Below are 24,989 nucleotides of genomic sequence, written 5' to 3'. Positions count from 1 at the left end.
CCTGCTCCTGTCCGACGGCGTCTCGGACCAGGTGGGCCATGCACGGATGGAGGTGCTGTCCGCGCGTACGCGGCGGATCCCCAGGCCCTGGCCGACGCCTTGGCCGCTGCCGCTGAGGCCGACGAGGAGGGTTACCGCGACGACGTCACGGTCATCGCTCTGGCGGCCGCGCCGGCCTCGGGCAGTCACCGGGGCTGATCGGGCTCCGTGGCAGTAAGGAACCGCTCCAGCGCCGCGACGTCCAGGAGGTCGATCCAGGCCATGTGGTCGGGCAGGGGACCGGTGTCGGCGGCCAGCAGGTCGGCCGCCTCCCCGCCGACGGCGAACACCGCGCGCATGGCCGTCTCGTGGCGCCGGCGCAGCGGGAGTTCGCCGGGCCCGGCCGCGGAGAGCCCGGCCAGGTAGGCGCGGGCGGGCGGGGTGAGGACGACGGCGTGGGAGCGCAGGAAGTCCTCGAACGCGGCGCCGGCCGGGTCGGCGCTGTTGGAGGGATCGCCGAGCTCGGGGCAGGGAAGGGAGCAGTCGTCGAGGAGGATCGCGACAAGGCTGCATTCCTTGTTTTCGTCCTGGTGCGGCACGACCCGCCACTTGATCGCGGACTCCGGCCGGCTCGCCTCGGTGCGCCAAAACTCCTGAACCGGGGGATGTCTCTGTGGTGCGGGCCGCTGCGGCGGCCCGCACCGGCAATCCAGAGGCCGTAAGGGGCTACGGACGTCTCTCCGATGTCAGTGCACACGGCGCAGCTGGCGAGAAGGGAGTCGGTCCTACGCCCCCCAGCCTTTCAAGGCAGGTCGCCGGGGCTGGCGAGGCGACTTCGCGCGGTCTGGGTTTGCCGCTTCCGCCTCGTCTCGGCCGCGCCGCCGAAGTTCCTTGAGAATCATTGAATGCAAGCCACTGATTTCATAGTTTGCAGTTGTGCCCGGGTGGTCCGGACACGCTGAGACGGAGGAACGGAAAATGGAATTCGACCTCAACACGCTGTTTGCGGCGGAGCCCCAGGGCGACGCGGCTGCCGGAGCCATCGCCCGCGTCGCACCTACGGTGGACGGCCTCACAGGAGCGCGGAACGCGACCCTCGGAGACATGGTGTCCCTTCTGCGTGCCCAGCGGGGCTCGAAGGTGGACATCGTCACTTCCGCGTCCGACCTGCGCATGGAGGGAGGGATCCTGCGAATCGCCGGAGACCCGTCGGCGATCACCGCGAACGGTGTGGGGCGCGCGGAGGCGCGGCTCCTGCCGACGGAGGTCCTTGACGAGCAGGCCGGTGCCAAGCTGGGAATCCCGGTCGGCTACCTCAAGAAGACCCGGCGTGAGCAGATCGGCCTGTACGACGCGAACATCAACGGCTGGCTCGCGAGCACGCCGACCCGCAAGTTCATGGTCCGGACACTGCAGGACCGCAGTCGGGGGACTGGGGTGGCGCGCGCACTGCTGAGTGACAAGTACAAGGTGATGGACAACCTCGACGTCCTCGTAGCGGCGCTGGACGGCATCCGCCAGGCTGGCAATCTGGGTGAGGTCACCGGCTGCGACCTCAGCGACCGCAAGATGTATGTCCGCATCGAAGCCCCGCAGGTCGCAGTCGCTGCCCGCGAGCTGCTGAAGGACTACCGGTCTCCGTTCTCCAACCAGACCGGGGCGGAACTCCCGGAAGTTCACGCCGGCCTGGTCATCACCAACTCTGAAGTCGGCTGCGGACGGCTCAGCATCACCCCCCGCGCGGTGTTCCGCGTCTGCAACAACGGCATGACGATCGAGAAGGACACCATGCAGGCCGTCCACCTTGGTGCCCGAGTGGAGGAGGGCACGATCGACTGGTCTGTGGCAACGCAGACCAAGGAACTGGAACTCATCACCTCCAAGACCGCCGACGCCGTCGCGCACTTCCTTTCGCACAACTACGTGGAGAAAGTCATCGAGCGCGTCACGGAGCAGGCCGCGACCGAGATCACGGACCCGGGCACGACAGTCAAGGAAGTCACCAGGCAGCTCAGCATTCCGGACGAGACCGCAGACGCGATCCTGCGCCACTTCATCAAGGGCGGCCAGACTACGGCCGGCGGGGTCATGCAGGCCTTCACCTCCGTGGCCCAGACCGTCGAGGACGCCGACGCCGCGCACGTCCTCGAAACCAAGGCCCTCGACGCTCTCGCTCTCGCCGCGCGCTGAGCCGCAACGTCCCTGGGCAGGGCCCCGCACCGGCGGGGCCCTGCCCCCTCACTCACACCAAGCACCTGCCGGACGGCGATGTGCCGCCGGGCCCACCGCACAACCATGGAGCAGCACCTGTGACGTCTTCCACCACCTGCCGCCCGAACCCCGCACACAGTCACTCTACGGACGCCGCGCGCCCGGACCCGGTCGCCAATCCAAGATGGCGGGAGCGGCATGAATACGAAGAGACAGACCGTAACACCTACCTGGGCACACATGAGCCGTCCTGGCTGGCCCGCGAGGAGTTCGGAGGTAGCCGCGTCATCCCCCTGTGCGTATCGCACCGCCGACTGGCCGACCGGCGCACGCTTCCACGTGCGGTCACCCCCTGGCTCCTGGATTCCGGAGCCTTCACAGAACTGTCCATGTACGGGGAATGGACCGTGTCTTCGAAGGACTACGCCGCCGCTGTGCGCCGCTACAACGATGAAATCGGCGAACTGGAATTCTGCTCGATACAGGACTGGATGTGCGAACCCGAAATCCTCACGCGCACTGGCCAGACCATCTACGACCACCAGTGCCGGACCGTCGCCAGCTACATCAACCTCCTGTGGCGGGACGAAGACCTTCCCTGGATGCCCGTCCTACAGGGATGGACGCGGGACGACTACCTTCGGTGCGTCGAGATGTACGACGCCATGGGCATCGACCTCACCGCGGAGCCGCGCGTCGGCCTTGGCTCGGTGTGCCGACGTCAGAGCACCCGCGAGGCTGTCATCATCGTTGAGACCCTGACCGGCATGGGCATCAGGCTTCACGGATTCGGCTTCAAGGTGACCGGCCTCCGCGCCGCGTGTCACCAGCTGTACTCCAGTGACTCCCTTGCCTGGTCCTTCAGCGCCCGTCGCCGACCGCCTCTCCCCGGCTGCACACACAAGAGCTGCTCCAACTGCCCTCGCTACGCGCAGGCTTGGCGGAACCGGCTTCTTGCTTCCCTGCCAGCGTCTGCACTCGAGTCCCCTTGGCATCCTCTCGCCGCGGCGCCCAGCGACCTCGTTGATTGGCACTGAACACGAGCGATCCTCGCTCCTCTAATGAATGAATGCCTGTAATTCATTTGCGGCTCGCCGTGGGGTAATCCGCCCACCCGCGTGGCCCGCATGCAACTCAGGAAGACTCGCTATGCTCCCAACGCCCGCTGAAGTTGCCGCGATCCTTTCAACTCCAGAGCAGGCCAAGCAGGTCCTCCGCTTGCTTCCCCTTGGCGCTCTGGACGCCCTCGCCGACGCAATCCCCCCTGCCATGCAGGGGGCCCTGTCGGCCCTCCTGGCCGAGCGCGTCCGCGCCTTTTTGGACGACGCAGGCGGCCAACACATGAACGGGACAGCGTATTTCACAACCACCGAGGAATACGGGGAGTCCACCTGGAGCCCGTTCATCGTTGCGCTGGCTGCGAGCGAAGACCGCCCCACCCTCAGCCGCGCGGCTACCAGCACCCAGTCCTACACCACCGAGGAAGCGCGCCTAGCCGCCGAACTGACGGATCCCGATCTGCGCAACGCCCTTCGCCGGCTCGCCGAGCTCGACCCGCCGGACCATGAGGACGTCCTTCGTGTACACCTGCGGACCGGCGACGTCGAGCACCTGCGCCACTGAGATGCCCGAGCACCCGGGGCCTGTCCCTACCAACCCAACCGAACAGGAGTTCGGCATGTCTGAGGTATTCATCGTCACCCCCCTACGGAATCAGAGCAACCCACCAGCTCAGCAAGCCGAGTACACCGACTACCAGCCCACTGACTGGTTGACCTCGTACCCGGATCCCGAGGATGGCCGCCCCCTCAAGCTGGTCATCCGGGGCTCGAGCGCGCGAGAGGCAGCTGAGGCCGCCTTCCTAGTCGGAAACCATCAGGGCCACGACGACGAAGGGACCCCGTGGCCCTACAACACGCGAGCCATCGGAGTTGGGGACGTTCTGCACGTCCTGGGCCGGGACAGTCACACCCCGTGCTTCAGCCGCCGCCGCAGCGGGCGCCTCACACGACTCACCGGAATGCCGCTGATGTCTCGTCCGGCCCCCGCCGCTCGTCCTGCGGCGGAATTCGCCCAGATGCTCATCAACCGCATCGAGACCGAGCCCCGTCACTTCGACCAAACCTGCTGGTTCAGTGGGGCCGAGGAACTCCTTCCAGGGGACGTGCTCTCCGAAGGCGTGCGCATGTGCACAGCCGGCTGGGCGGCGTACCTTGCTGGCTACACCCACTCCCGCCGCTTTGCCTGGCGTCGCCTGGTCGGGCTCCAAGGGCTGCTCTTCAACGTCGAGGAAGTAGCCGCAGCCGCACTCGGCCTGGACCCCGTCGACGCCAAGCGGCTCTTCGACAGCAGTCTTATCCCGACCGTTGCGCGCGCCGCGCTCATCCAGATCGCAGCGGGGGTGTCCTCCATCGACTGGGTTGCCGCAGGGAAGTCCCGCCCCTCTTCCCGCTGAGGGGGACGCCCTCGCGGCACCCGCCGGGAAGGCACCCCGCCTCTCTCGGGATGACTCCATCCACTGTCCTGAGGCCGGAGACCGGCACGCATCAACCGAGATCGCCCCCGGCAACAGCCGGGGGCGATCCTCTCATTCACGGAGAAGGTCATGCCCACCTACGAGATGTCGCCGCGCTTCGCGTCTGATCTCCTCAAGCTCACCCCGGTCCAACGCCGGCGATTCCAGCGAGTGGTGCTCGAGGAGTTCGTGCCCGATCTTGAGTCTGGTCTTTTTCGTCCCGGATTGCGGATCAAGGGCCTTCAGGTGGCGCGCGGTGTATTCGAGCTGACGTGGAATCCGAACGGCCGGGCCACCTGGGCATATGGTCCTGAGCTCATTCGTGGAGCATGCCATGTCGTATGGCGGCGAATCGGGACCCACGCGATCCTTTGCCGCCCTTGAGCGCCTCTGCCCGGCATTGCGAGAGACAGAAGAAATGGCAGCAAGAAGGGCGGAGGTGTCGACGGGGGAGGCGGCAGTGGGCCGACTGTAGAGCGGGGAATATCTGAAGGTCAGAGCGCCTTTGCGTGGCCCTTTATTGAATAGATGCTGGCGATTAAATAGTTTACAGGTGTGGCCGGGAGGGCGGCCCTGAGCACACCGACAGGGGAGGGGTTCCAAGTGAGTGCGATGACTGTGAAGGCTCCAGTGGAAGCGACGGATGAGGAGGGACGTCCGTACGCGAATGGGTTTCGGCCTGCCGTGTTCGAGTGGGACGGGTGGACCTGCGCCGACTGTCTGCGCTGCGGAGCCGGTGGGGCGTGCGCGGACTGCGAGGACTGCACGGCCTTCGCCGCACCGTACCCCCCGCACTGGGCACGGGACCGGCAGGAGGGCGAGCCGGAACGCGGCGTGGAGATCTTCGGAGGGCCCGGCGGCATGGCCGCTGGCCGAGGACTCGTGGATGGTAGCGGCGACTGGGTCCTGATCGAGTGGAACCGCGACGCTGCCGCAACTGCTCGGGCGGCCGGTCACTGGGTGGTCGAGGCGGACGTGCGCACGCTCGACCCCCGCCACCCAGTCCTGCGGGGCGTCAGTCGCGTCCACGGCTCCCCGCCGTGCCAGACCCTTTCCGGCGCGGGCAAGCGGTCCGGGTGGGACTCCGACGAGGTCGCACAGCTCCAGTCGATCATGTGGCAGGCGAGCGAGGCGTTCGGATTTTTGGAGGTGGACGACTTGTGCAGCCTCTACGGCGGCCCGCACGGCTACTTCGGTGACGTCCTTGACGGCATGGAGGACCACCCCGACGCCGACGGTTTGGGCGAGTTCTGCGGCGGCGGTCACCTGCCCCCCTGCATGACCCCCGCGGACTTCCGGAAGTGGGCGGCCAGCGTCGTCACCGACGACCGTACGGCGCTCATGGCCGAGATGCTGATCTGGCCGATGTGCCTCGTCCAGATCGGCGCCCCGCTGGTCTCCATCACCATGGAGCAGAGCGCGAACTTGCTCAAGCAGTCCCCGGCCTTGGCGGAGGCCATCCAGTCCGAGATCACCAGCGTGGAGGGTTTCGGCTGGGCCTGGTGCTCATGGCAGGTCGCGGATGCCGCCGACTTCGGCGCTGCTACCCATCGCGAGCGCGCGTGGATGGTGGCCACCCGTTACGGGTGGCCCCGCTACGCCGACCACGTGGACGGCGACGAGGCAGCCCGCGAGATGTGGGCGCACGTCCTCAAGCGCACCGGCCGACTGCCGGACTGGACGCCGGACCTCGACCGCCGGATCGAGCCCTACCAGGGCCGCCCTGCCCTGCCGAAGGTTACCGTCGCGACCGCACTCAACCTCCCGGAAGACTGGTGGGCGGACACCCGTGGTAAGCGCGGGATCAACCCCAAGACCGGCAAGCCCTTGGGCGGCGGATCGTTCCCACTCAACGACGTTGGCCAGTGCGTCACGGCACCGTGGTACGGCATCAAGTTCCGTCCGGCGGACGTACCTCAGGGTGAGGGCACCGTCACCATCAGCCTGCCAGAACTCGGCGCGCTCGTGGGCTTCCGCCGCGACTACCCGTGGACCTACATCCCGACCCGCGCGGGCGCGAAGGGGACCCGGAACATCGCCCAGATGATCGCGGACGGCGTCTCAGTGTTCAACGGTGCGGCCTTCTCCGCCGCCGTCCAGGGCGATGACTGGTACGAGCCGACGGCGGCCTACCAGGCCACGCTGTACCGGCTCGACGGACCCCTCCAGGAGCGTGCTGCCCTCCCCGAGGCACTCTCTTCAGCGCCGGGGCCCGCACAGGAGCCTGTCCCCAGCCCGTGGCATCCACTCGCCGCGGCCCCCTACGAGCTGATCGCCTGGCACTGACCCTACGACGGACCCGGGCTCCGAGGCCCGGGTCCGTCGAATCGGGCGACCAAGGGCGGAGCCGAAATTCGCCCCACGCGACGGCCCCTCGTGGGCTCTCAGACCGCGCCCTGCTGCGCCGGCGCTGAGACTTGCGAGGGCCGGGAGGATCATCCACGCAGGACTTCCGCGCAGCCCCTCGGGTCCCCCCTGTACGCGCCGCTGCTCCGCAAGGTCACGCCTTTCCCTGCACTCACGCGTCGACCCGTTCATTGAATGTTGTGGCGAAGGGAAGGCAGTCAGCCGCCATCGGCGGTGCTATCACACAGGCCCGGCTCCTCACCCACACGCAGTCCCTATCGCGGGTCCCATGAGAAAGGAAGGCTTGTGTCTCGTTGACCCCTGGAGCCCACCGAGCGTGAATGCGCGTTCTAGCAGCACCTCGGCGGCATCCGCTTCCCCTGCGGGGCAGCAAGGCCCTGGGCTGCATCCTTGTGCCCCTGCTCTATCAGGCGGCGGCGGGGTGAGAGGCTCCTTCGGGCGGTCTCCCCGGCTGTCAGTGCTCAATGAATCAGACTCTCCATTTGTTGAATGAAGGGGATGACTTGCATAGTTTGCCGACGTCGGTCGGGTTTTGGACCGCCCCAATCTTGGCCGCGCCACGCGCGCCACTCGCGCCCCACCTGCCGCGCCCCCTACACGGGCCCCTCCGAGGAGGGGCCGATGCACACCAGAACCGGCTCCTGAACTGGCGCCCATACCGCCCCGCCCGTTGCACCCTGAAAGGACTTGACCATGCCGAATGCGGCACTCGCCCGAGCCGTCCTTAAGCACATGACCCAGGAAGACCAAGAAGCCAGAGGCGCCGCAGATCTCACCGTCCTTGATCCACACGAAGCCGCCTCGGGCACAGGGCACGAACCCGACTACCGGCCCGCAACGATGTACGTTGAGCACTGGGCCGCCCATCTCTCCAACTACGTGCTGCGACCGGATGGATGGGCCAGCAAGGGGGCCGCACGGTTGCCCATCAAAGACGCGGCTCGCACCGGACTCGACATCTCTCAGTCCGATGCTGCCCGCCTGTTCTGCAATGACCTGCTGCCTGAGCAGGTGATCGCCGCACTCGACCAACTCGCCGACGGAACGCCAACGGTTGACTGGGAGGTGGCACATGCTGCCGCCTACGGACTTGCCGACGGCGACTTCGCAGTGGCCGCCGCATGGGAGGCCCGGCGAGTGTGGGGCGTAACCCACGACCTCCTTATCGACGGCACCCGCCACAGTGGCACGAGGGGAATCAGCCCCGCTGCGATGCGGTTCATCGTCGCCGGCTGGGATGACGCCCGCGAGCCCGGAGAACCGCGCGGCTTCTGGCGTGACGACCGCGGCACATGGACTACCGCCGCCGGCCACCGCTATGTGCCCCGCCTGGCCGAAGCCGCCGTTGTCCACCCGAGCAGCATCCGAGGCCGCGATGACGCCCGCCGCATCCTCGGAGATCTCAACTGCACCCCCGTCTCACCGTACGGCGACCGACGCCTGCACCACCTCATCGTCCCCGCCGCCAGGCTCCCCGAACTCGCTGCCTCCCCCCACATCACCACCAACAACACCCCTGACCCACAAACTGTCTACACCTACCTCGGTACTACCTGGCCGCCTCTGGCGAGCGATGTTTGTCAGCGTTGCAGGCGCGTCGGCTTCCTGGCCCGCGCCACCGAGTGGGCCGGGCACCCCGCGTTCTGCATCGACTGCCACGAGACCTTGCACACCTGCCAGGCGCGGGCCGGACACCAGTGCCTCGACGGCTGTCCGCAGCCCGTCGACCACGTGGGCCTGTGCTTCCCCTGACCACGCCCTCCCGCATGAGGCAACGAACTAATCGCCCCGCGCTCCGCAGCCAGGCGCTGCCCGCAGTCGGCGCGCCTCACGCCAGAAGCCCTCGGCGCTGGTGCCCGCTCAGTCACGACGGCTGGGCGGGCCCTCACTATCCAACGTGACTCACCACGAGGAGAACGCTGATGCCCGACACCGCACTTGACATCGAAGCCACCGCGCCGCTCGGGTCGCAGGACGCTGCGGACGCCGCACGCCTCCTCGCACTAGCCGAGAGCATCGGCATTGACCCAGTCGGCCTGTATGACGCCGTGCACGACGCGGCCGCCCGCTACGCCAGCGATCACTGCAACGCCACCAGCGAGGCCGAGGACCCCGTCGTTGCCGACGCGATTTACGACGAGGCCGGACGTCAGGCCGCCGATGTGAACAACAGCGGCCTGAGTGGCCAAGTGGACTACCTCGTCGTGCAGTACGGCCCGAGGGAGACCGAAGAGATCATCCGGGCAGCCGCCCGCTGACCTGGACCTACCTGGGGGAGAGGCCGGGACGGCAGCTCAGGCCGTGGCCGCACGGAGTGCAGGGACACCACTGGCCGGCCTCAGTCGGAGCACCCCGGGATCCATCACAACTCACCGTTGAATGAACCCCACCCAGCTCATATGTTCGCTTCAGTCCAACCCGCTCGGAACCTTCGGCACGTTGCCGTCCTGGCCCGAGGACTGCCGGGGTTTCCCCGGAGACCGCCGCGCCGCCCTGCGGCACCTCTAGACACCGGAGGGACACCATGCCTCAGAAGGTCACCAACGAAGCCCTTGACGCGATCGAGCGGCTCACGAACGCCGCAGACGCCTTCGTCGAGGCCCTGCAGAATGCGGCCGGACAGGGCACCACGAGCCGCGCCTACTGGGCCGGATACATCGCCCAGATCAAGCACGTCACCGAGCACGGCGCCGCCGCCCTCCGCGCGCCGGAAGCCCCCTTCCTCGGTGCTCCCGAAGGCAGCGCCGACCGCGGTCGGCTGATGTTCCTGCTTCAGGCGCAGGAGACGCTGGCCCCTGCCGCAGAGGTCGTGTTCGAGGCGTCCGCTGCGCTCGGCTGGGACGACGCCAAGGCTATTCGGCGAGGTGCGCGCCTCGCCGAACGTCGCGACGCCTGACCCGTCGCACAGCAGAGAGCTCACCCCGGCCGAGCCCGCTGTGGGCGGGCGGTGGGCCCACGTCGAAGTGGGATCCTTCGGCCGCCCGGCACAAACCGGGCGGCCGTGCCGCTGTCGACCGACTCAGTGCCGCCGTGCAACAACCGGCCCGGGCAGGGCGGTCCGGGTGCGCGCTGAGGGAAGCAAGCCATCGGCACAACGCGCCCCTACGGCCGTGAAGGTGCTCGCCGCTAGATGGCTGACGAGGGCAAGGCCCGTTGCCGCGCGGCGGGGTTCCGCCAGGAAGTGGTGGGCCGACCAGCATGCCGATGAGCTGGCCGACGGCAAGACGTTCACGACGCTGGAGTACCGGAGAAGCGTCCTACATCTGGTCGTCCCGCACCGGCGCGAGGACAACACCGGTCGCCGCTCCCCGGCGGCCTCGGCGTAGCGACGCCGCGTACTGCAGGACGCCGGGCGGCCCCGCACCTCTATGCCGCCCGCCTGGCCCTCCTCCTTCACCCACGCTCCTTGTCCCGAGAGGACGCAGCCATGCCCGCGCCCAACGGTACCCCCGCGATACGACACGTCACCGTCGTCGTCTACGAAGCCACCAGGGCGGATGCCGCGCTTTCCCAGCCCGAAGGAGTGCAAAAGCCACGCACCGCCGCCGAGTCGGCCATGGACGAGTGCAGCGCCGCCCTGCGTGTTGCCCGCTCCCTTGCCGTGACCCTCGCCGCCGCGGAACGTTTGGGCGCCACCCAGCCCCCCCAAAAAACTCCCCGCGTGGCCCTGGAATTCCTGACCGCCATCCACGCCGACCTCACCGCCCCCGACTACGACCCGCGCCAGGGGACGCACCCGGTGCTCCTCCTCACCTTCGAGGACATATGCCAGCAGTACGGCGTGATCACTCCGGGCGAGCGCACCACCTGCGCCACGCACCGCACCCCCGCCGCCGGCTGCTGCGCCTGACCCCTGCCTTCCCAGGGGCGCGGTACCTCGCCGCGCCCCACTCTGCAGCCACCGTCTCCCGTCCTGGAAAGGAACCTGCCGCCATGGACCCGCACTTCCCCGCCGGCGACTCCCGCTGGCTCCAGCCCGATCCCCCCCCGTGCCACCGACATCGCGTCGTGGACTCAGACCGTCCACACCCAGCGGGCCGCCGCGCGTGATGTGGCCCACCTCGTTGCCGACACTCTGCGTGCCCAGTTCCCCCAGGCCGCTTACCTTGTCCTGTGGATCGACCCCGAGCGCGATCTCGCCACGGACCTCTTCCCAAGCAGCATCCGCGATGGCGAGGGAAAGATCCTGACGGACTTCACGGATGCCGACTCTCTGCCGCCGCTGCCTGCCAGGCACCCCCTCCGCGCTCGGTGGGGCAGCCACGACCCGGCCGACGCCTTCCAGATCCGTCATGTCCTGCGCACCCTGCGCGTGAGCGGGGCAGTCTTCGACGATTTCCCCGAGGACCTGCGCAACGAGGGCGACGGCGAGGGCGAAATCCCATGCCTGCTGCTGTCCCCGCAGGCCCGCCCTGAGCGGTGGGAGACCGAAAACGAAGACCACCGCGAACGCCTCCTGCGCCCCTACAGCGCCCCGCAGTCGCCCCGCTGAGACTGTGTGCACCAAGGGGTAGCGACCAGCCGCACGCAGCCCGGGCCGGGCGCGGCCGGGACTGACACCACGTGACCGCTACGACCTTGAACGGGGTACTGGACCGTCCCGCTCCAGTCCTTTCGGTCGGCGCTCCAGGGGCGCGGCGTCTGCCGCGCCTCTGCCCGGGCCGCCTGGCGCGTCAGCATCTGTGCGCTTTTTCATTGAATAACTAGGCGGAGAAGCATAGTTTGCGGCTGCTGGTCGCCGGTGATTCCCCGTCGCTCAGGTGTTCCACCCCGCACCAATAAACCCCGACACAAGGGAGACGACTTCATGACCGAGTCCGCCAACACCTACGTCGCCGACGGCATCGCGGCCGGGTTGAGTACCTACCCGCACCCGAAGCCGGTCATGGACACGGGCGCGCTGGCTGAAGCGATCCGGGTGCAGCTCCGCACCTGGGTGACAACCGAGTTCGGGATCACGGTCCCCCGCCCTGAGATGGTCGCCGCCGCGCCCGCCGAAGAGGTATCCCAGCTCATTGCCGCGGTGGCCGAACACGTCCGCATCTGGGGCGTGGAGGCGGACGGGGATGTTGAAGCGTGGGGTATTGCGCACCTGCTCAACGCCCACGCCGACGCCCTGTACGCCGCTCACGGCCACGGCGACGCCTACCTGCTGGGAGCCCTGTACTCGCTCATCGTCGCCCGCGCCTACCTCCGGGACAGCTACGAGGGCCGGTTCGAACTGGACCCGTTCAACGACGACCGCCGCACGATCAACGAAGCGGCGCTGATCGAAACCATCCGGGTGCAGCTCGCCACGTGGGCGCCCGCCACGTTCGGGACGGTCGTGCACATCCCCGGACGTTGGGAGATGAGCTACGCCGCCGACCTGTCCGACCTTCTTGGGGAGGTGATCCAGGCGGCCGAAGCGAAGTACGGCGACATGGACGACGACGACAGCATCCGGGGGATGGCGCACCTTGCCAACGCCCGCGCCCACGGCCTCAAAGCCGGATACAGCCATGGCGATGCCCACCTGTTCGCCGCCCTCGGCTCGCTGGTGCTGGCCGCCGCGAACCTCGCCTGACACCACCGCCCGCACCCGGTGGGCTCCTACACGCTCCACCGGACATCCGGCACCCCTAGCCCTGAGGAAGAGCAACACCCTTAGCCGGGCCACCGCCCACCCGCATGCGGAAGGACACCATGAGCACCTTGATGACCGCCGAAATCCTCACCGACATCCGCATCGTGGTCGAGGAGTTCATCGCCCGTGAGCGCGCCGACTACATCGAGCAGACCCGGATGGGGGAGGACACCGCCTCCCACCCATTCGCGGCCTTGAGCCGATTGGCCGCGCTGGTCGCCGAGAACGCCGCACCGCTCACGTTCAACGTCGGGGACGGTACCACTGGCCAGTTCGTCCGCACGGCCCTGGGCGCACTGGAAGCTGAAGCCGTCTGCCGAGGGCTCAACCTCGCCGACGAGGCCGGGGGCCGCTACACGGTGTGGGTGGTGGAGAGCGGCACCCCGCGCCGTCTCGACCCGAGCGAGTACATCAGCGACACCGGACAGCTCACCCGCTGGGACTGACCCGCACTAGGCCGACCAACTGACACCGCGGGGGCGCGGCGCCCGCTGCGCCCCCGCTCGAACAGCCCTCAGAGGACCCGATGCCACAGACAAACTCACCCGAGCCCCCGCGCCCGATCAGCGACCGGGACGCCCGCTACCTCACGGCAGCCGGCAACGGAGCCCTGACCCTGGTGACTGAGTACGGCGCCTGGCGCTATCTCGAAGACCGCTCCGGCCCTCACACCAGCTACCTCGCCCCGCCCCCTCCCGAGCTGTTCACCGCCGGCTGTCTGACCCGCCGCGGTGACCACATCGACATTACGCGCGAAGGCCGCGCCGCCCTGGCCGACTACCAGCAGCGCCGCGCCGCCGACCAGGCCCGGCCCTACACCCTCACCCGCAGCCCGCTGCGCGCGGAGCTCCACCGGCCACACGAACCCGTCCGCCGCCTGCGCCGCATGGCCACGGGCGAGGAGATCAGGCCGGGCGACACAATCATCGACCCTGCCGGACACCCCGCCACCTACCTCGGCCCCACTATGCGCAGCGACGACGGCGGAACGACCTGGGTACCCTCCTTCAACGCCCGCGTCACCTACGCCGAGTACGGCGCGTGGCTCTACCCGCCCGCGGCCATCGGTGCCGTCTACGACCATCAGCCCGCCCTCCCCAACTTCCCCACGCCGTGACCCCCACCCACAACCGGAGACGACCGTGACTACCCCCGACAATGCTCCCGGCGCCCCCGACAATGCCCCCGGCGCTCCCGACAACGCCCCTGACATCCCGGCTTCGCTCCCGCTGCTTGTCGGCGCCCAGGTCGAGGTGTACGCCCTCGTGATCCGTCGCCAGACCTGCGACCACCTCGCCGCGATGCTCCGCGACGAAAGCCAGACACTGGCCGCGAACCTCGTGGAAGAAGACCGCGACTTCACCGAGCTGTCCCGCTCCCTGTCCGCCATCCCCAACACGCCGAAGCCAGAGCACGGCGCCTACTGTCGCCCCTTCGACTGCCGCTGCGGCTGCGACCGCACCGAGGACTGCTTCGACTGCCACCGCTGCGTGTGCTGGCGCGCGCAGTGCTGCGCCCAGGTCGCCGCCGACAGTGCGCGCGCAAGGGCCCGCAAAACCGCACTCCGGGCCCTGCTGGACACCGTGGACCCGGTGATGCTGACCGAGCTGCGGGAGACCGTCGCCGAAGCCGAGGAAGCCGCCCTCCACCAAGCGATCGCCCGCCGGGTCCGCCTCCTCACGCCGGCCGACGGCCGCCGGTACACGCACGCCGTCTTCGATGCCCGCGATTCCAAACTGGGCATGGGTCACGCTGACTACCGGGTCAACGAGGTGGAGCTGTACGACGAGGAGAAGGACATTTCCGTAACCGCCGACCTGTACGACGAGGTCCTGTCAGCCACGCTCGGAACCCTCGCAGAGCTGCTGCGTCCGATTGAGGGCGTGGATGTCACCGTGGAGCTCACCGACTGAGTCCCACCTCACCGAACGGCGGGGCGCACAGGACCGCGTCCCGCCCGCGGCGGGCGAAGCAGCAAAAGGGAGGGGAGGGGGCGGGCGGTCGGGCCGGTGCTGCATGTGCCTGTGGGTGCCACCGTTTCCTGTCGGCGGAAAACGGGTGACGGGCGGACGTCCTTCGGAGAGAGGCCGCCTCCCATGCATTGAATGACGTATCTGAGAAGCATAGTTTGCATATTGCATCGGCAAGACCAACCGCTGCACCGTCGACAAGGTTGAGAACGGCACCGTGTTCTGGCGCGCGGACACCGAGGACGCCGCCGCACGCGGACACTACGCCACCCCCCTGTTCAAGTTCGCCCACCAGATGGCGCGTGGCGAGTTGTTCACCCCGCCGGAAGTCTTCCGCCTCACCCCGAAGGGGTGCACCTGCCCGTGACCGCCACCCTGCGACCAGCCCACCTTCGAGAGGAATCGTGATGGTGATGGACCCGAGGACTGCCGCGCTCCCGCAGTGGACCGTGACCGGCCTGCAGACCACTACCGACGACTGGACGAACACGACCCTGACCGTGACCGCGGTCTTCCCCGGCTTGCAGATCCCCGAGGACCTGGACGACGAACTGCCCAGGAACATGAGGCGGTTCGCAGGAGTGGTGCACGCCGCCAGCGCGGCCGAAGCCATCAAGCAGTGCCGCTGACCGCCAGCACCGGCGCCCGCCCGCTTCAGGCGGGCGCCCCGGCTTCCTCCTCCCGTAAAGGCCCTGCCCAGGGCATTCACCCACCAGACAGGAGCATGACTCCATGGACACCATCGAAGACCCCGCCCGCGTCGCGGCTGACCTGGCCCTGAGGTTGTTCCGCGAGTTGTTCCCGCACGACGAGACCCTTGAGCGCCCGCCGTCGCAGCGCTTCTCCGAGGAGCAGCGGCCGAGGCCCGCGGACCGGTTCGCCAACGTCGAGAGCCCCGACGGAGTCGAGGCCGGTGACCTGCTGTACGTGATCGAGCCTGACAGCGAAAAGCGCGTGTATAACTGGGACGTCTTCTCCAACTGCACGGCCCGAGAAGCCCTTACGCAACGCGGGGGCTCGTTCATGACCGTCACGGCGAAGCGCGGCACGACCATGATTGAGGCTGTGCCGGCCGTCGCCCCGCGTGGCGGCTTCGACACGGACCTGACCCGCCTGGGCGAGCCCTGGACGGGCACCAGCGAGCCGACCCGCATGAAGGTGCCCTCGGCCCGCAGCATCGCCAACCTGGGCAAGCCCGAGGAACTGCGAGCCCGGATCGTGGCCGATACACGCTTTCCGCAGTGGCAGGCCGCGTATGCGGCCGCTCGGGAGCAGCAGCAGCGCAAGACCGCCGAGGCCCGTGCCGAGCGGGAGGCGCGGGAAGCCCGCGAGATGCCTCTCAAGAACGCCGCAGCCCGCGTCAACGCCCTCGTCGGTTCGGAGGTCATCACCGGCGGACGGGCAAGCAAGGCGTACACCCCCCGGATCACGTCGAGCTGGCTGGCCGAGAGTGACCACTTGCGCGTGCACCTCGCCGGGCTGGCCGCCCTGGGGCGGATCACCGCGGAGGAGCACCGCGAGGCCCTCGGCCACCTGGACATGCTGGGCCTCGCCACCGACACCACCGAGGGGGAGCAGTGATTCCGTCTCAGCCCTTGCCCTGGAAGCAGCTTCGCCCCAGCCCGCTGGCAGACCCTGGCTTCCGTCTCAACCCGGACGGTACGGCCCGGTTCGAAGTTGACGGACACCTCGTGGACGTCCGCGTGCGCTACACCACCGAGGACGACCGCGCCGACTACAACGCCACGGCCGAGGGCGACGAGGTGATCGTGTCCGCCTCGGTCGACGTCGCGGGCGTCACGGTGGGACGGGCCTGGTTCCTTGCCGAGTGGCACAACCCCTACAGCCTGCGTGACGCCCTGTCGTACGTTCTGCGAGACGCCGTCGACAGTGCCGAGAGTAAGGTCGCCGAGATGGCAGCCGAGATGCCTACCAGGAACCCGACCGAGCAGGGACCCAAGTCTCACCGCGCCACGGACGAAGTGCCGCGTCGCTCCAAGAACGAGACGCGCCCCGGGTAGTCGGTCATCGTTACCCCGCACTGCGCGGTTACCGGTGTTCCCTCCTGCGCTTCCCGCAGGGCAAGCCGAGGAGGAGCAGGGCCTGACGTCCCGCAATATCTATTGAATGGTGAGCTTGGAAAGCATAGTTTGCGTGTGTCGGGGCGGGGTGGTGAATCCCCCCGCCCCTCCGCCCCGCACCCTCCGATCCTTACGAGGAAAGCCCCACATGCCGAGGACCCAACAGTGATACATCCCAACAACGCGGCCGACAACCGCCATTTCACGTTTCTGGCGAACGCTTCCGTTCTGGTCACCATTACCGCTCCTACTCAGCAGGAAGCCCGAGCCGCCTACGAAGAGCTTGATCAGGAAGAGTTCGCCATCGGCTTCACCACGGTCAAGGGCCACGTCCTCAACGAACTTGCTCTGGAGGACGCCCGGCCCGAGCTCTACAAGGTCGATGGCGAGGAACTGGCCGAGCCCTGCCCTCGAAAGGGCTGCGATGGTCACCTCGTGAACGACCGCTGCACCGAAGACGGGTGCCCGACGCACCCCCATCACGCCTGAACCCCAACCCCGTGCCGCTCACGTTCGCTCCACCCAGGAGTGCCGCCAGCGGCACGGGGTCGGGGACCCTCTCGCCGAGACAGCGACGCTTCGCGAGCGCTGACGCTGCCCGCACTCGCATCAGGCCCGCGCCGCCAGGGGGCCGGCCGGTTCCCGTGCGGGTGTGGGGTGTTGCGGACGGGTGACGGCAGGGGCCTGCCGCCCTCGGACCGGGCCCGCCCCGCCCCGCGCAAGCCGCGAGGCCGGGCCGGGTGCCGACTCCGCCCCGCCCGGCACGCGTCCCGGTGCCCCGCCCCGGCGCCGTCCGTACACCGGTCCGCCGCCGCCCCGCCCCGGCGCCGTCCGGCGGCCCCGGCGCTCTTCCGTCCTGCACGACCACGAGACACTGCACGGAGCAGCACACCCATGAGCCATGTCCTCACCCACGCCGAACACGTCGCCGCCGAACTCGAAGCGTGTGCCGCCTACCGGGACGTCTTCAACCACGGTTACATCGGTGATTCCAAGCCCCACCGCTACGCCGCCGCCGCCGGGAACCTCGCCGACGCCCTCGCGGACAACCCCGGCACCCGCACCGTCACCGCCCTCACCGCGAACCGCGCCCATCCCGAATCGGGCCGCGCCCCGAAGCCGTCCGCGAAGGCCGGCCGCGCCGCCCTGCGCGCCACCGGCCGCCTCACCCGTCAGGACCGCCACGACCACCCCACAGCCGCCCACATGATCCACGCAGCGGCCCGCGACGCGATCACAGACGCGTTCCACCACGCGGCCGACGCGCACCACATGGACCCCGAAGACGTCCTCGACCTGCACGCCGCACGCGCCGGTGACCGCTTCCCTCACTCCGTCACCTACGACGTGCGCGCCCTTGTGTTCCTCGTCGGCGACCTGATCGCCCTCGCCTGCGCCTACGGCTCACCCGAGGCGCTCCTCACCAACGGCGCGCTGGAGGTGTACGCCGACGAGCGCGGCGCATAGCCCCCCGAGGGCCCCGCCAGCCGCAGCCGCCCGAACCGGCCCCGGCCCGGCCGCACAACGCCCAGCCCCGCCCGCACACGAACGAAAGGCGCTCCCGTGCCCGACCTGACCATCGTCCAGGCCGTCATCCACGCCACCAGTGACACCGACCACGAGGCGGTGATCGACGCGTTCAACGAACACCGTCTGGCCGCCGACCCGGTCGCCAGTGACCCGGACCTTCTGACCACCGTCCACGCCGGCCGCGTCTACGCCACCCGCACCACCACCGACACCGGCGAACTCCTGGCCGCTGCCCTGCTGGAAACCACCCACGACACCGCATTCGTGATCACCCAGTTCCCCACCGACGCCACCAACGGCCTGCACATCACCCACACCCCCCAGGGCGGTACACGCCGCGCCCAGTGCAACGCCGACGGCATCCCCGTCGTCCCCCTCACCGGTGAAACCGCTGGCAGCGGCCGACCCCGAGTGAGGTCCTTCCTGGACCTGTCCACCCAGCACCTGGCCCCGACCACCCGCGATGCCCTCAACTCCATCGAGGGAGTGCTGGCTTACCGCCTCGAACACGGCTGGCTCATGTACGCGCCGGAATCCGCTGATGAGCGGGCCCGCACGTATGGCTGGCCGGACGAGCTGCTGCCCATCGTGCGCATGGCCCGCGCCCATGACTGCGCCTACGTCCTCTTCGACGCGGACGCCGACATCACCGACCAGCTCCCGGTCTTCGGCGGCTGACGTTCCCCGGCCCCCGCGCCCCTGTGAGGAGGTCCTCTGCGCGGGTCCTTCTCGCTGACTTCCAGCTCGGCCCGGGGCGAGCGCCTGTGCTGCCGCGCGAGGCGCCGACGAGAAGCAAAGCAGATGGAAGAGGGAGTGGCCGCGCTGGTCATTCCCTCTTCCTGTCTGCCGCCGAACTCGTCGTGCCTCTGTGGGAGATGCCGTGGTACTCACCTCGAAAATCTGTCTTCTGAAGCCCCCGTCTTATTGAATGCGGGACCCTGACTAAATAGTTTGCGTGTGCCGGGGCGGGGTGGTGAATCCCCCCGCCGCTCCGCCCCGCACCCTCCGATCCTTCGAGGAAGGCCCCACATGCCTATCACCATCCCGGTCCCGTCGGTGTTCGATCTCGCCCGCCGCGCGAACGGTTCCCTGTCGTCGGCGCAGGCCGACACCGGTGCCGCTGTCGTAGCCCATGCCCGTCACTGCGAGGCGTCCGGCGGGGGCTGCGGCCCCGGCAAGTCGGTCCTCACCGACGACGGCTACCAGGGCACCTACGCCTATTGCCCGGCAGCCACCGAGCTGGACCGCAAGGGCCTTGAGTACCTGGCCGAGGACAGCAACCGCGAACGGCGCACCTACGCCGAAGGCACCTGGCCGCAGGGACTGCTGTCCGAGGCGGACCAGGGCCTGTTGGCCCGGCAGGTCCTCGACTGGATCGCCAGCCACCCCGGCATCCACGATCAGCAGGGCATGGGCGCCCTGGGTGCCCGCCCCGGCAGCCGCCTCGCCCACCTGTCCAAGGACGCCGACCCCGCCACCGCCGGCGTCACCCTGACCGCCGCGGCGATCGTCTGCCACCTCGCCGGATACGCGCTGCACACTGTGCCCGGCCACGCTCACGCGATCGGCCGTTACCGCATGACCTCCCCCCTCCGCGAGACCGCGCAGCGACTCCTTGCGCTGAGCGAGGCCGAGACCCGGCGACTCTGCGACCCCGACGACGAGCAGGCCCTGAATCTGCTGCGAGAACTGGCCGCACACAACCCCAACTAGCCCCTCAGCGCTCCGGCGGGCATCAGCGGCCGTTTGCCCGCCCACTGTGGGCGCGGGGGCTGCACGGGGGCGGGCGAACGGCCGTTGATACCCCAGTGCGGCGTCCAGCGGGGACCTGTGCAAGCCGGTGCTGCCTTGCGGATGGTGGTGTCTCGGCGGGCGGTGCCGGAACGGCAGTAAGAAGGGGGGAGCGGGGGGTGCTGATCCCGCTTCCTCTCCTTCTCACCGCTGCCTTCCCGGCCGCATGAGCTGCCTGACCGGACATCCGTCATTGAATATATCCTCCCGGTTGCATAGTTTGCAGGTGTTGGGCGGTGTTGGCCGCATGGAACAGCGGAAGTGGAATGGACGTGCCGAAGATGGTGGAACTGGGTTGGGACGACGACACCCCGGCGTCGCGCTGGGTGCGGGAGGCGGTGCGGCAGATCATCGCCGGCGACGCACGCCCGGGCCGCCACATGCTTCGACGCCTGCCGTCCTACGAGGGCTACGCAGGCATGTGTGAGTGCGGGGTGGAGCCCGAGGAGAGTTCGTTCGAGTCGATGTCCGGCCTGACGGCCTGGATGTTCGCCCACCTGGACGCGGAATGGCCCGCGTTGGATCAGGACCGCGTGCGCCGCCTTGCCGCCCGCGAGCGGGACCGGCTCGGCGAGGTGATCGGGTTCCGGCGCCTCATCGAGACCACCGAGGAACACGGCACCGTCCTCAAGGGCTGGCTCGTCGCCGGGACGGCCGGATTCCTGGAGATCAAGGCGTACGAGGAGGAGAGCTACTGCTACCCCGAAAAGGGGCGGTGGCAGCTCTTCGATGCCCCCGCCGGGGCGGAAAGCCTACCCGCGGAGCCCTGCTGACCGCGCTTGGGGCCGGAACCAACCCGGTCCCGGCCCCGCCCGGGTCACTGGCAGCTGTCACCGGTTGTCCGGCTGTGTTCGGCCCGCGTTTCCCCACCCTGGTCGCGCCCGACTGTACTGCCCGGCATCCCACACCCGAACGGAACGGAGCACCCCTGTGCCCACCTGCACCGAGTTCGACGCCACCGCGCTCCTCGACGACATGTCCGGGGCCCTGTCCACCCCCCGCATCGCGGTCAAGCCCGGCATGGTCCTGCACGCGGACGGCGCGCGCCGTCTGGTCCTCAACGCCTGGTACAGCGGCGACGACCACAACGAGCGTCAGAACCTCATGGTGGTCGCTCTCTCCCACGACGACGCCATGGGAATCCTGAAGCCCTGGAACAGCTCCCTCACCGTCCCCCTGGCCCAGCACCAGTCGGTCAAGGCCGAGTACCCACAGCCCAGCAACCGCCGCTGGTGGCTCGCGGTCAGCCTCGATGACCAGGACCGCTACCGGGGCGCCAACGGCTTCCGAGACGGCCACCCGTGCGACATGTGCGCTCCCCGCGCCACCGACCCCTACTTCCAGACCACCGTGCCCTGCCGCAAGGCCCACGCGCACGCCTGGAACCAGATCGGGAACTGGGAGGACAACTCCCGCATCCACGGCAAGCACTACGTCCTCGGCGTACTCGCCGATGACGTCGACCAGGCGCGTGAGACCGCCCGCGGAATCTGCGAGCGCATCCGCACTGTCGGCCACCTGTAGGCCCGCACCGCCCGGCGGGCGCGCCCTGCGCGCGCCCGCCGGCCGCGCTCCGTGCCGCACCCTGAGCCCCCCAGCAAGCCCGCGCCACCCGCCCGTACCCACCAGCCCGCCGCCTACTCCAGAGAAAGGCACATCCCGCATGACCACCTCTCCCGCTCCCGTCGCCGCGCCCGAGACCGTTGCCGCTTCACTGTTCGTTGGGGCGTTCAACTCCGTGTACGAGGACGACCCGCGCATGACGATCACCCTGCACCGGAGCAACGGGTCCAGCCTGGCCGTCGCCGGTGTGCTCGACGACTACCTGATGCGGTTCAACCCGGCGGAGGTGTCCACCCTCCTGGCGTGGCTCACGCACTCCGTGGCCACCGACCCGGACGCCGTCATCAGCGTGGCCGCCGCCTACCGGCCGCTCGGCGACCGAGCACACGGCTGGGCTTGGCGCATCAACACGGGTGACGCCCTGGGCCGCGAAGAGGCCGACACGCTGTTCGGGGACGAGGTGGAACTCCTCGGCGCGACCCAGCCGTGGGTCACCCTCAGAGGTCCTCGGCCGCTGGTCGACACGAGTGCCGACGGTCTGGCCTACACCGCACTCACCGACGACGTGAAGGCGGTCGTCACCGCGCACGGGGAGCCGGAACGGCCCGCCGCCGGGCACCGGTTCGCGCTGCGCCTGGACGGCACCGTCACCGTGCACGTGGACGCCGCCGATGAGACCGCCGCCCGGGATGCACTGCAGGTGATCGAGTACGAGGACTTCGACGTGGACGTGCGCACCCGCGGCGGGCACGTCATTGGGCACGTCACGCTTGGGGAGGCCGACGGCGCCGACCTGGTCAGCGTCGACGACGTCCCGGCGGACGAGATCGGCTGACGGATCGGCGCGGGCCTTCAGCGCCCGCGTCACCTAGACGTCCAAGGTCGCCCCGACACGTACTGACGTTCCCCGGCCTGGGGCGCCGCGGCAGGCCGCGCCCCGGGTAACCGGCCGTTCCGCGCCATCACTTTGCACCCCTCCCGCACCACCGCACCGGCGGTGCGGCCACCGGGCATCCCCGGGCCGCACCGCCAGGAAGGCAACCCCCATGCGCACCCTGACTCTCGCCGGCCATTCCGGCCCGCTCACCCTGCCCGAGCGGCCCACCACCGATGACTACGCCCCCCTGCCCCACGGCCTGAGCCTCGCCGACACGGTCGCCGTCCGCGCCCACCAGGTCCGCCCCGGCGACCTCCTGGTCGCCGAGTTCACCGACGGCACCGGCGTCCGCCCCACCGAGCACATCCCCGGCCCGTATCCGGCCGATCCGCACTCCCTGCCCGCCTGCCCCTGCGAAGGCTGCGAGACCTGCGACGAGACCACCGCCTGGACTCTCGGCGACGACAGCCGTACCGCCGACGCCGGCTGGCGCTTCGTGTGCCTGGCCCCGTCCCAGGACGGCGAGCCATGCACCATCGTCCTGCGCAACCGGCCCATGGCCGTCATCCCCGCCGATGTCGTCGCCCGCGCCCAGACAGCGCGCCCCCATGTGTCCACTGCCGACCTCGCCCCGCTCTCCGTCCTCGACGACGCAGAGACACAGCTACGCACCGCCGCCGGCGCGGCCCTCACTCTCATCGCCAGGACCTTGCGCGCCCAGTACCCCACCGGCGCCTACCTGGTCCTCACCCGGCCGACCGACTACGAGGGCAACGACGACGACGTCATGCTGAACTCCATCCGCGACGCGCAGGGCAAGACCGTGTGCCGACTCAACCCTTACCGGGGCAGCACGCAACTCCCAGCCGTCCCGGACGACATCGGCGCCCTGTGGGGCGCCACCGACCCCCGTAACCCGGCTGCGGTCCTCTACCTCCTCCAGCGCGTCGACTCCATAAGCCGGTACGAGTTCTTCCACTTCCTGCCCGAGCAGGCCATGCGGGACGGCGAGGTGGCCGCCGAGCGCAAGCCGCTGGGCATTCCCCTCGACCCGGAAGCCATCTGCCCGCAGCACGGCACTGCGTGCGAGCCGGACGACCACATCGAACCGCCCACCGTCAACGGCGAAGCCATCTGACCCTGCCCACCCGACCCGCGCGGCGCCGCACCGGCGCCGCGCGCCACCCGCGCAAGGAGCCCGATGCACGCCCAGTCCAGCACCCCGCACACCGTGCCCGTCACCGAGTTCATCCAGGCCCTGCACGCGTGGGCCACCGGCCACCCGCACGCCATCCCGCCCGAGGCCAGCGACACCACCCCCGTGCCCGTCACCGTCGCCGGAACGACCCTCGACATCCATCCCGGACTGCTGCGGATGCTCACCGCCCTCATCACCGACCAGCAGGCCGCCTTCACCCACCCCGAAGGCTCCTGCCCGCACTGCGCAGGCACCGGATCAGCCACCCAAGCGACCGGCCCCGACCCCGCCGACTTCGACTCCTACGAAGGCAGCGACCGGCACATCTACCACGGCTTCGGGGAGCCCGACACCGAAGCCACCGCCCAGGCCCACGACGACGACCGATGACGCAACCAGAACTCCCCGGCTACGAGAACCCCGAACTGCGCTACGCCTGGGTCAGGCCCGACCAGCTCTCACCGAAACTCGGCGGAGGCCGCCACGACCTGTACTGGACCGGCCACCGCACCTGGACCACGCCCGACGTGCAGGCCCCGCGCACCTTCGACTCCGCCCAGGCCGCCGACGACGCCCTCGCCACCGAATACGGGCCCCGCGCCACATGGCCCGACTACCTGCGCTCCGTCCTCCAGGACGTGCAGCTCACCCGTATCCGCGCAGACGCTGACCCCTGAACCCACAACCGCCCGACCTTGGCCGGTCGCACCTCTCCCAACGCATTGAACAGATTCTACGGATTACATAGTTTGCATCTGTCGGCGACTGGCCGCCGCGAACCTCGCCTGACAGGCAGGCACGTGGAATGCCGCGCCCCTCCGCCAACAACGGCAGGACGCGGCCGAATTCGCCCCTGATCGGAAGAAGACCATGCCTCACTACTTCGTCACCGGCTACAGCGCCGACGACACCCTGACCCGCACGCAAGTGACCCCGGCCCCCCAGGACCCCGCCGAGCGCGGCAAGCGTTACGACGCGCTCCTGTACAGCCCGCAAGGCCAGGACGACGGGATGCTCGCCTTCACCGTCGAGGCGGACGACGAGGACGCGGCCCTGGAAGAGGGACACGAGCGCCACACCGCGTGGCGCGCTGACTCCAGCCCCGAGCATCGCTGACCCCGCTGCTCCCGGCGCAGAGCCGAGACCTGCGCGAACGCATCCGCACCGTCGGCCACCTGTACCCCCGAAGCCAGCACCCCCACCCCACCCCAACCCCGGGGGGGCGCCCCCCCCCCGGCCCCCCCCCCCCCCCCACCGGCCCCCCCGGACGCCACAAAAACC

General features: G+C 69.3%; 32 protein-coding genes. 31 read left to right on the top strand and 1 reads right to left on the bottom strand.

The features are described from left to right. Nucleotides 1-185: 185 nt before the first annotated feature. Nucleotides 186-578 (bottom strand): hypothetical protein, encoded by a 393-nt coding sequence (locus ACFYOJ_RS24570; RefSeq protein WP_356558383.1) that lies wholly within the window; start codon nt 576-578, stop codon nt 186-188. A gap of 379 nt (nt 579-957) precedes the next feature. Here ACFYOJ_RS24570 and ACFYOJ_RS24565 point away from each other — a divergent pair, with 379 nt between their 5' ends. The 31 genes from ACFYOJ_RS24565 to ACFYOJ_RS24415 all read left to right on the top strand — a co-directional run bounded on the left by ACFYOJ_RS24565 (nt 958) and on the right by ACFYOJ_RS24415 (nt 24,824). Continuing rightward, complete coding sequence (locus ACFYOJ_RS24565; RefSeq protein WP_356558384.1) at nt 958-2,169, top strand: DUF932 domain-containing protein; 1,212 nt, start codon at nt 958-960, stop codon at nt 2,167-2,169. A 428-nt stretch (nt 2,170-2,597) separates the two neighbouring features. Beyond that, entirely contained in the window at nt 2,598-3,227 is a 630-nt protein-coding gene (locus ACFYOJ_RS24560) for a hypothetical protein (protein ID WP_356558385.1), read from the top strand. A 112-nt stretch (nt 3,228-3,339) separates the two neighbouring features. After that, nucleotides 3,340-3,813, top strand: a complete 474-nt coding sequence (locus ACFYOJ_RS24555) for a hypothetical protein (protein ID WP_356558386.1) — start codon at nt 3,340-3,342, stop codon at nt 3,811-3,813. A 55-nt stretch (nt 3,814-3,868) separates the two neighbouring features. Next, nucleotides 3,869-4,645 (top strand): hypothetical protein, encoded by a 777-nt coding sequence (locus ACFYOJ_RS24550; protein WP_356558387.1) that lies wholly within the window; start codon nt 3,869-3,871, stop codon nt 4,643-4,645. A gap of 150 nt (nt 4,646-4,795) precedes the next feature. After that, the gene (locus tag ACFYOJ_RS24545; RefSeq protein ID WP_356558388.1) at nt 4,796-5,089 is read left to right on the top strand and encodes a hypothetical protein; all 294 of its coding nucleotides are present in this window, start codon (nt 4,796-4,798) and stop codon (nt 5,087-5,089) included. 477 nt (nt 5,090-5,566) lie between these two features. Continuing rightward, entirely contained in the window at nt 5,567-6,991 is a 1,425-nt protein-coding gene (locus tag ACFYOJ_RS24540; RefSeq protein ID WP_356558389.1) for a hypothetical protein, read from the top strand. A gap of 774 nt (nt 6,992-7,765) precedes the next feature. Next, a complete protein-coding gene (locus ACFYOJ_RS24535) occupies nt 7,766-8,824 on the top strand; it encodes a hypothetical protein (RefSeq protein ID WP_388597836.1) in 1,059 nt (352 codons plus the stop codon). Nucleotides 8,825-8,994: 170 nt separating this feature from the next. After that, complete coding sequence (locus ACFYOJ_RS24530) at nt 8,995-9,330, top strand: hypothetical protein (RefSeq protein WP_356558391.1); 336 nt, start codon at nt 8,995-8,997, stop codon at nt 9,328-9,330. A 266-nt stretch (nt 9,331-9,596) separates the two neighbouring features. After that, nucleotides 9,597-9,968 (top strand): hypothetical protein, encoded by a 372-nt coding sequence (locus ACFYOJ_RS24525; protein WP_356558392.1) that lies wholly within the window; start codon nt 9,597-9,599, stop codon nt 9,966-9,968. A 214-nt stretch (nt 9,969-10,182) separates the two neighbouring features. Then, on the top strand, nt 10,183-10,398 hold the full coding sequence (locus ACFYOJ_RS24520; protein ID WP_388597833.1) for a hypothetical protein: 216 nt from the start codon (nt 10,183-10,185) through the stop codon (nt 10,396-10,398). 101 nt (nt 10,399-10,499) lie between these two features. Beyond that, complete coding sequence (locus ACFYOJ_RS24515; RefSeq protein WP_356558393.1) at nt 10,500-10,922, top strand: hypothetical protein; 423 nt, start codon at nt 10,500-10,502, stop codon at nt 10,920-10,922. Nucleotides 10,923-11,123: 201 nt separating this feature from the next. After that, the gene (locus ACFYOJ_RS24510) at nt 11,124-11,564 is read left to right on the top strand and encodes a hypothetical protein (protein ID WP_356558394.1); all 441 of its coding nucleotides are present in this window, start codon (nt 11,124-11,126) and stop codon (nt 11,562-11,564) included. A gap of 315 nt (nt 11,565-11,879) precedes the next feature. Then, the gene (locus ACFYOJ_RS24505; protein ID WP_356558395.1) at nt 11,880-12,638 is read left to right on the top strand and encodes a hypothetical protein; all 759 of its coding nucleotides are present in this window, start codon (nt 11,880-11,882) and stop codon (nt 12,636-12,638) included. Between the two features lie 119 nt (nt 12,639-12,757). Further along, entirely contained in the window at nt 12,758-13,144 is a 387-nt protein-coding gene (locus tag ACFYOJ_RS24500) for a hypothetical protein (RefSeq protein ID WP_356558396.1), read from the top strand. A gap of 80 nt (nt 13,145-13,224) precedes the next feature. Then, nucleotides 13,225-13,815, top strand: a complete 591-nt coding sequence (locus ACFYOJ_RS24495) for a hypothetical protein (RefSeq protein ID WP_356558397.1) — start codon at nt 13,225-13,227, stop codon at nt 13,813-13,815. A gap of 25 nt (nt 13,816-13,840) precedes the next feature. After that, nucleotides 13,841-14,611, top strand: coding sequence for a hypothetical protein (locus tag ACFYOJ_RS24490; protein WP_356558398.1), 771 nt, complete (start codon nt 13,841-13,843; stop codon nt 14,609-14,611). A 274-nt stretch (nt 14,612-14,885) separates the two neighbouring features. After that, a complete protein-coding gene (locus ACFYOJ_RS24485) occupies nt 14,886-15,035 on the top strand; it encodes a hypothetical protein (protein WP_356558399.1) in 150 nt (49 codons plus the stop codon). A gap of 46 nt (nt 15,036-15,081) precedes the next feature. Next, nucleotides 15,082-15,297 carry a hypothetical protein gene (locus tag ACFYOJ_RS24480; protein WP_356558400.1) on the top strand — a complete coding sequence of 72 codons (216 nt, stop codon included), beginning with the start codon at nt 15,082-15,084 and terminating at the stop codon, nt 15,295-15,297. Between the two features lie 103 nt (nt 15,298-15,400). Further along, entirely contained in the window at nt 15,401-16,249 is an 849-nt protein-coding gene (locus tag ACFYOJ_RS24475) for a hypothetical protein (protein ID WP_356558401.1), read from the top strand. 110 nt (nt 16,250-16,359) lie between these two features. After that, nucleotides 16,360-16,689, top strand: coding sequence for a hypothetical protein (locus tag ACFYOJ_RS24470; protein WP_356558402.1), 330 nt, complete (start codon nt 16,360-16,362; stop codon nt 16,687-16,689). Between the two features lie 225 nt (nt 16,690-16,914). Continuing rightward, nucleotides 16,915-17,238, top strand: a complete 324-nt coding sequence (locus ACFYOJ_RS24465; protein ID WP_356558403.1) for a hypothetical protein — start codon at nt 16,915-16,917, stop codon at nt 17,236-17,238. A 405-nt stretch (nt 17,239-17,643) separates the two neighbouring features. Continuing rightward, the gene (locus ACFYOJ_RS24460) at nt 17,644-18,216 is read left to right on the top strand and encodes a hypothetical protein (RefSeq protein ID WP_356558404.1); all 573 of its coding nucleotides are present in this window, start codon (nt 17,644-17,646) and stop codon (nt 18,214-18,216) included. 96 nt (nt 18,217-18,312) lie between these two features. After that, nucleotides 18,313-18,957, top strand: coding sequence for a hypothetical protein (locus ACFYOJ_RS24455; RefSeq protein ID WP_356558405.1), 645 nt, complete (start codon nt 18,313-18,315; stop codon nt 18,955-18,957). 351 nt (nt 18,958-19,308) lie between these two features. Then, the gene (locus tag ACFYOJ_RS24450) at nt 19,309-19,992 is read left to right on the top strand and encodes a hypothetical protein (RefSeq protein WP_356558406.1); all 684 of its coding nucleotides are present in this window, start codon (nt 19,309-19,311) and stop codon (nt 19,990-19,992) included. Between the two features lie 344 nt (nt 19,993-20,336). Next, complete coding sequence (locus ACFYOJ_RS24445; protein ID WP_356558407.1) at nt 20,337-20,843, top strand: hypothetical protein; 507 nt, start codon at nt 20,337-20,339, stop codon at nt 20,841-20,843. Between the two features lie 157 nt (nt 20,844-21,000). Beyond that, nucleotides 21,001-21,594, top strand: a complete 594-nt coding sequence (locus ACFYOJ_RS24440; protein ID WP_356558408.1) for a hypothetical protein — start codon at nt 21,001-21,003, stop codon at nt 21,592-21,594. 139 nt (nt 21,595-21,733) lie between these two features. Continuing rightward, nucleotides 21,734-22,468 (top strand): hypothetical protein, encoded by a 735-nt coding sequence (locus ACFYOJ_RS24435; RefSeq protein ID WP_356558409.1) that lies wholly within the window; start codon nt 21,734-21,736, stop codon nt 22,466-22,468. A 211-nt stretch (nt 22,469-22,679) separates the two neighbouring features. After that, on the top strand, nt 22,680-23,648 hold the full coding sequence (locus tag ACFYOJ_RS24430; protein ID WP_356558410.1) for a hypothetical protein: 969 nt from the start codon (nt 22,680-22,682) through the stop codon (nt 23,646-23,648). A 63-nt stretch (nt 23,649-23,711) separates the two neighbouring features. Continuing rightward, nucleotides 23,712-24,098, top strand: coding sequence for a hypothetical protein (locus ACFYOJ_RS24425; RefSeq protein ID WP_356558411.1), 387 nt, complete (start codon nt 23,712-23,714; stop codon nt 24,096-24,098). Beyond that, entirely contained in the window at nt 24,095-24,385 is a 291-nt protein-coding gene (locus ACFYOJ_RS24420) for a hypothetical protein (RefSeq protein WP_356558412.1), read from the top strand. The genes ACFYOJ_RS24425 and ACFYOJ_RS24420 overlap by 4 nt, the downstream gene beginning before the upstream one ends. A gap of 193 nt (nt 24,386-24,578) precedes the next feature. Further along, nucleotides 24,579-24,824, top strand: coding sequence for a hypothetical protein (locus tag ACFYOJ_RS24415; protein ID WP_356558413.1), 246 nt, complete (start codon nt 24,579-24,581; stop codon nt 24,822-24,824). The last annotated feature ends 165 nt before the right edge of the window (nt 24,825-24,989 follow it).

Source organism: Streptomyces sp. NPDC006384, from assembly GCF_042870695.1.
Lineage (GTDB): Bacteria > Actinomycetota > Actinomycetes > Streptomycetales > Streptomycetaceae > Streptomyces.
This window is presented reverse-complemented; position numbering and strand designations above follow the sequence as displayed.

Bases quoted from the DNA above. Each gene is read 5' to 3' on its own strand.
- ACFYOJ_RS24565 (WP_356558384.1), top strand. From the start codon at position 958: ATGGAATTCGACCTCAACACGCTGTTTGCGGCGGAGCCCCAGGGCGAC.
- ACFYOJ_RS24555 (WP_356558386.1), top strand. From the start codon at position 3,340: ATGCTCCCAACGCCCGCTGAAGTTGCCGCGATCCTTTCAACTCCAGAG.
- ACFYOJ_RS24550 (WP_356558387.1), top strand. From the start codon at position 3,869: ATGTCTGAGGTATTCATCGTCACCCCCCTACGGAATCAGAGCAACCCA.
- ACFYOJ_RS24545 (WP_356558388.1), top strand. From the start codon at position 4,796: ATGCCCACCTACGAGATGTCGCCGCGCTTCGCGTCTGATCTCCTCAAG.
- ACFYOJ_RS24540 (WP_356558389.1), top strand. From the start codon at position 5,567: ATGGCCGCTGGCCGAGGACTCGTGGATGGTAGCGGCGACTGGGTCCTG.
- ACFYOJ_RS24535 (WP_388597836.1), top strand. From the start codon at position 7,766: ATGCCGAATGCGGCACTCGCCCGAGCCGTCCTTAAGCACATGACCCAG.
- ACFYOJ_RS24530 (WP_356558391.1), top strand. From the start codon at position 8,995: ATGCCCGACACCGCACTTGACATCGAAGCCACCGCGCCGCTCGGGTCG.
- ACFYOJ_RS24525 (WP_356558392.1), top strand. From the start codon at position 9,597: ATGCCTCAGAAGGTCACCAACGAAGCCCTTGACGCGATCGAGCGGCTC.
- ACFYOJ_RS24515 (WP_356558393.1), top strand. From the start codon at position 10,500: ATGCCCGCGCCCAACGGTACCCCCGCGATACGACACGTCACCGTCGTC.
- ACFYOJ_RS24505 (WP_356558395.1), top strand. From the start codon at position 11,880: ATGACCGAGTCCGCCAACACCTACGTCGCCGACGGCATCGCGGCCGGG.
- ACFYOJ_RS24500 (WP_356558396.1), top strand. From the start codon at position 12,758: ATGAGCACCTTGATGACCGCCGAAATCCTCACCGACATCCGCATCGTG.
- ACFYOJ_RS24495 (WP_356558397.1), top strand. From the start codon at position 13,225: ATGCCACAGACAAACTCACCCGAGCCCCCGCGCCCGATCAGCGACCGG.
- ACFYOJ_RS24480 (WP_356558400.1), top strand. From the start codon at position 15,082: ATGGACCCGAGGACTGCCGCGCTCCCGCAGTGGACCGTGACCGGCCTG.
- ACFYOJ_RS24475 (WP_356558401.1), top strand. From the start codon at position 15,401: ATGGACACCATCGAAGACCCCGCCCGCGTCGCGGCTGACCTGGCCCTG.
- ACFYOJ_RS24460 (WP_356558404.1), top strand. From the start codon at position 17,644: ATGAGCCATGTCCTCACCCACGCCGAACACGTCGCCGCCGAACTCGAA.
- ACFYOJ_RS24450 (WP_356558406.1), top strand. From the start codon at position 19,309: ATGCCTATCACCATCCCGGTCCCGTCGGTGTTCGATCTCGCCCGCCGC.
- ACFYOJ_RS24445 (WP_356558407.1), top strand. From the start codon at position 20,337: ATGGACGTGCCGAAGATGGTGGAACTGGGTTGGGACGACGACACCCCG.
- ACFYOJ_RS24435 (WP_356558409.1), top strand. From the start codon at position 21,734: ATGACCACCTCTCCCGCTCCCGTCGCCGCGCCCGAGACCGTTGCCGCT.
- ACFYOJ_RS24430 (WP_356558410.1), top strand. From the start codon at position 22,680: ATGCGCACCCTGACTCTCGCCGGCCATTCCGGCCCGCTCACCCTGCCC.
- ACFYOJ_RS24425 (WP_356558411.1), top strand. From the start codon at position 23,712: ATGCACGCCCAGTCCAGCACCCCGCACACCGTGCCCGTCACCGAGTTC.
- ACFYOJ_RS24420 (WP_356558412.1), top strand. From the start codon at position 24,095: ATGACGCAACCAGAACTCCCCGGCTACGAGAACCCCGAACTGCGCTAC.
- ACFYOJ_RS24415 (WP_356558413.1), top strand. From the start codon at position 24,579: ATGCCTCACTACTTCGTCACCGGCTACAGCGCCGACGACACCCTGACC.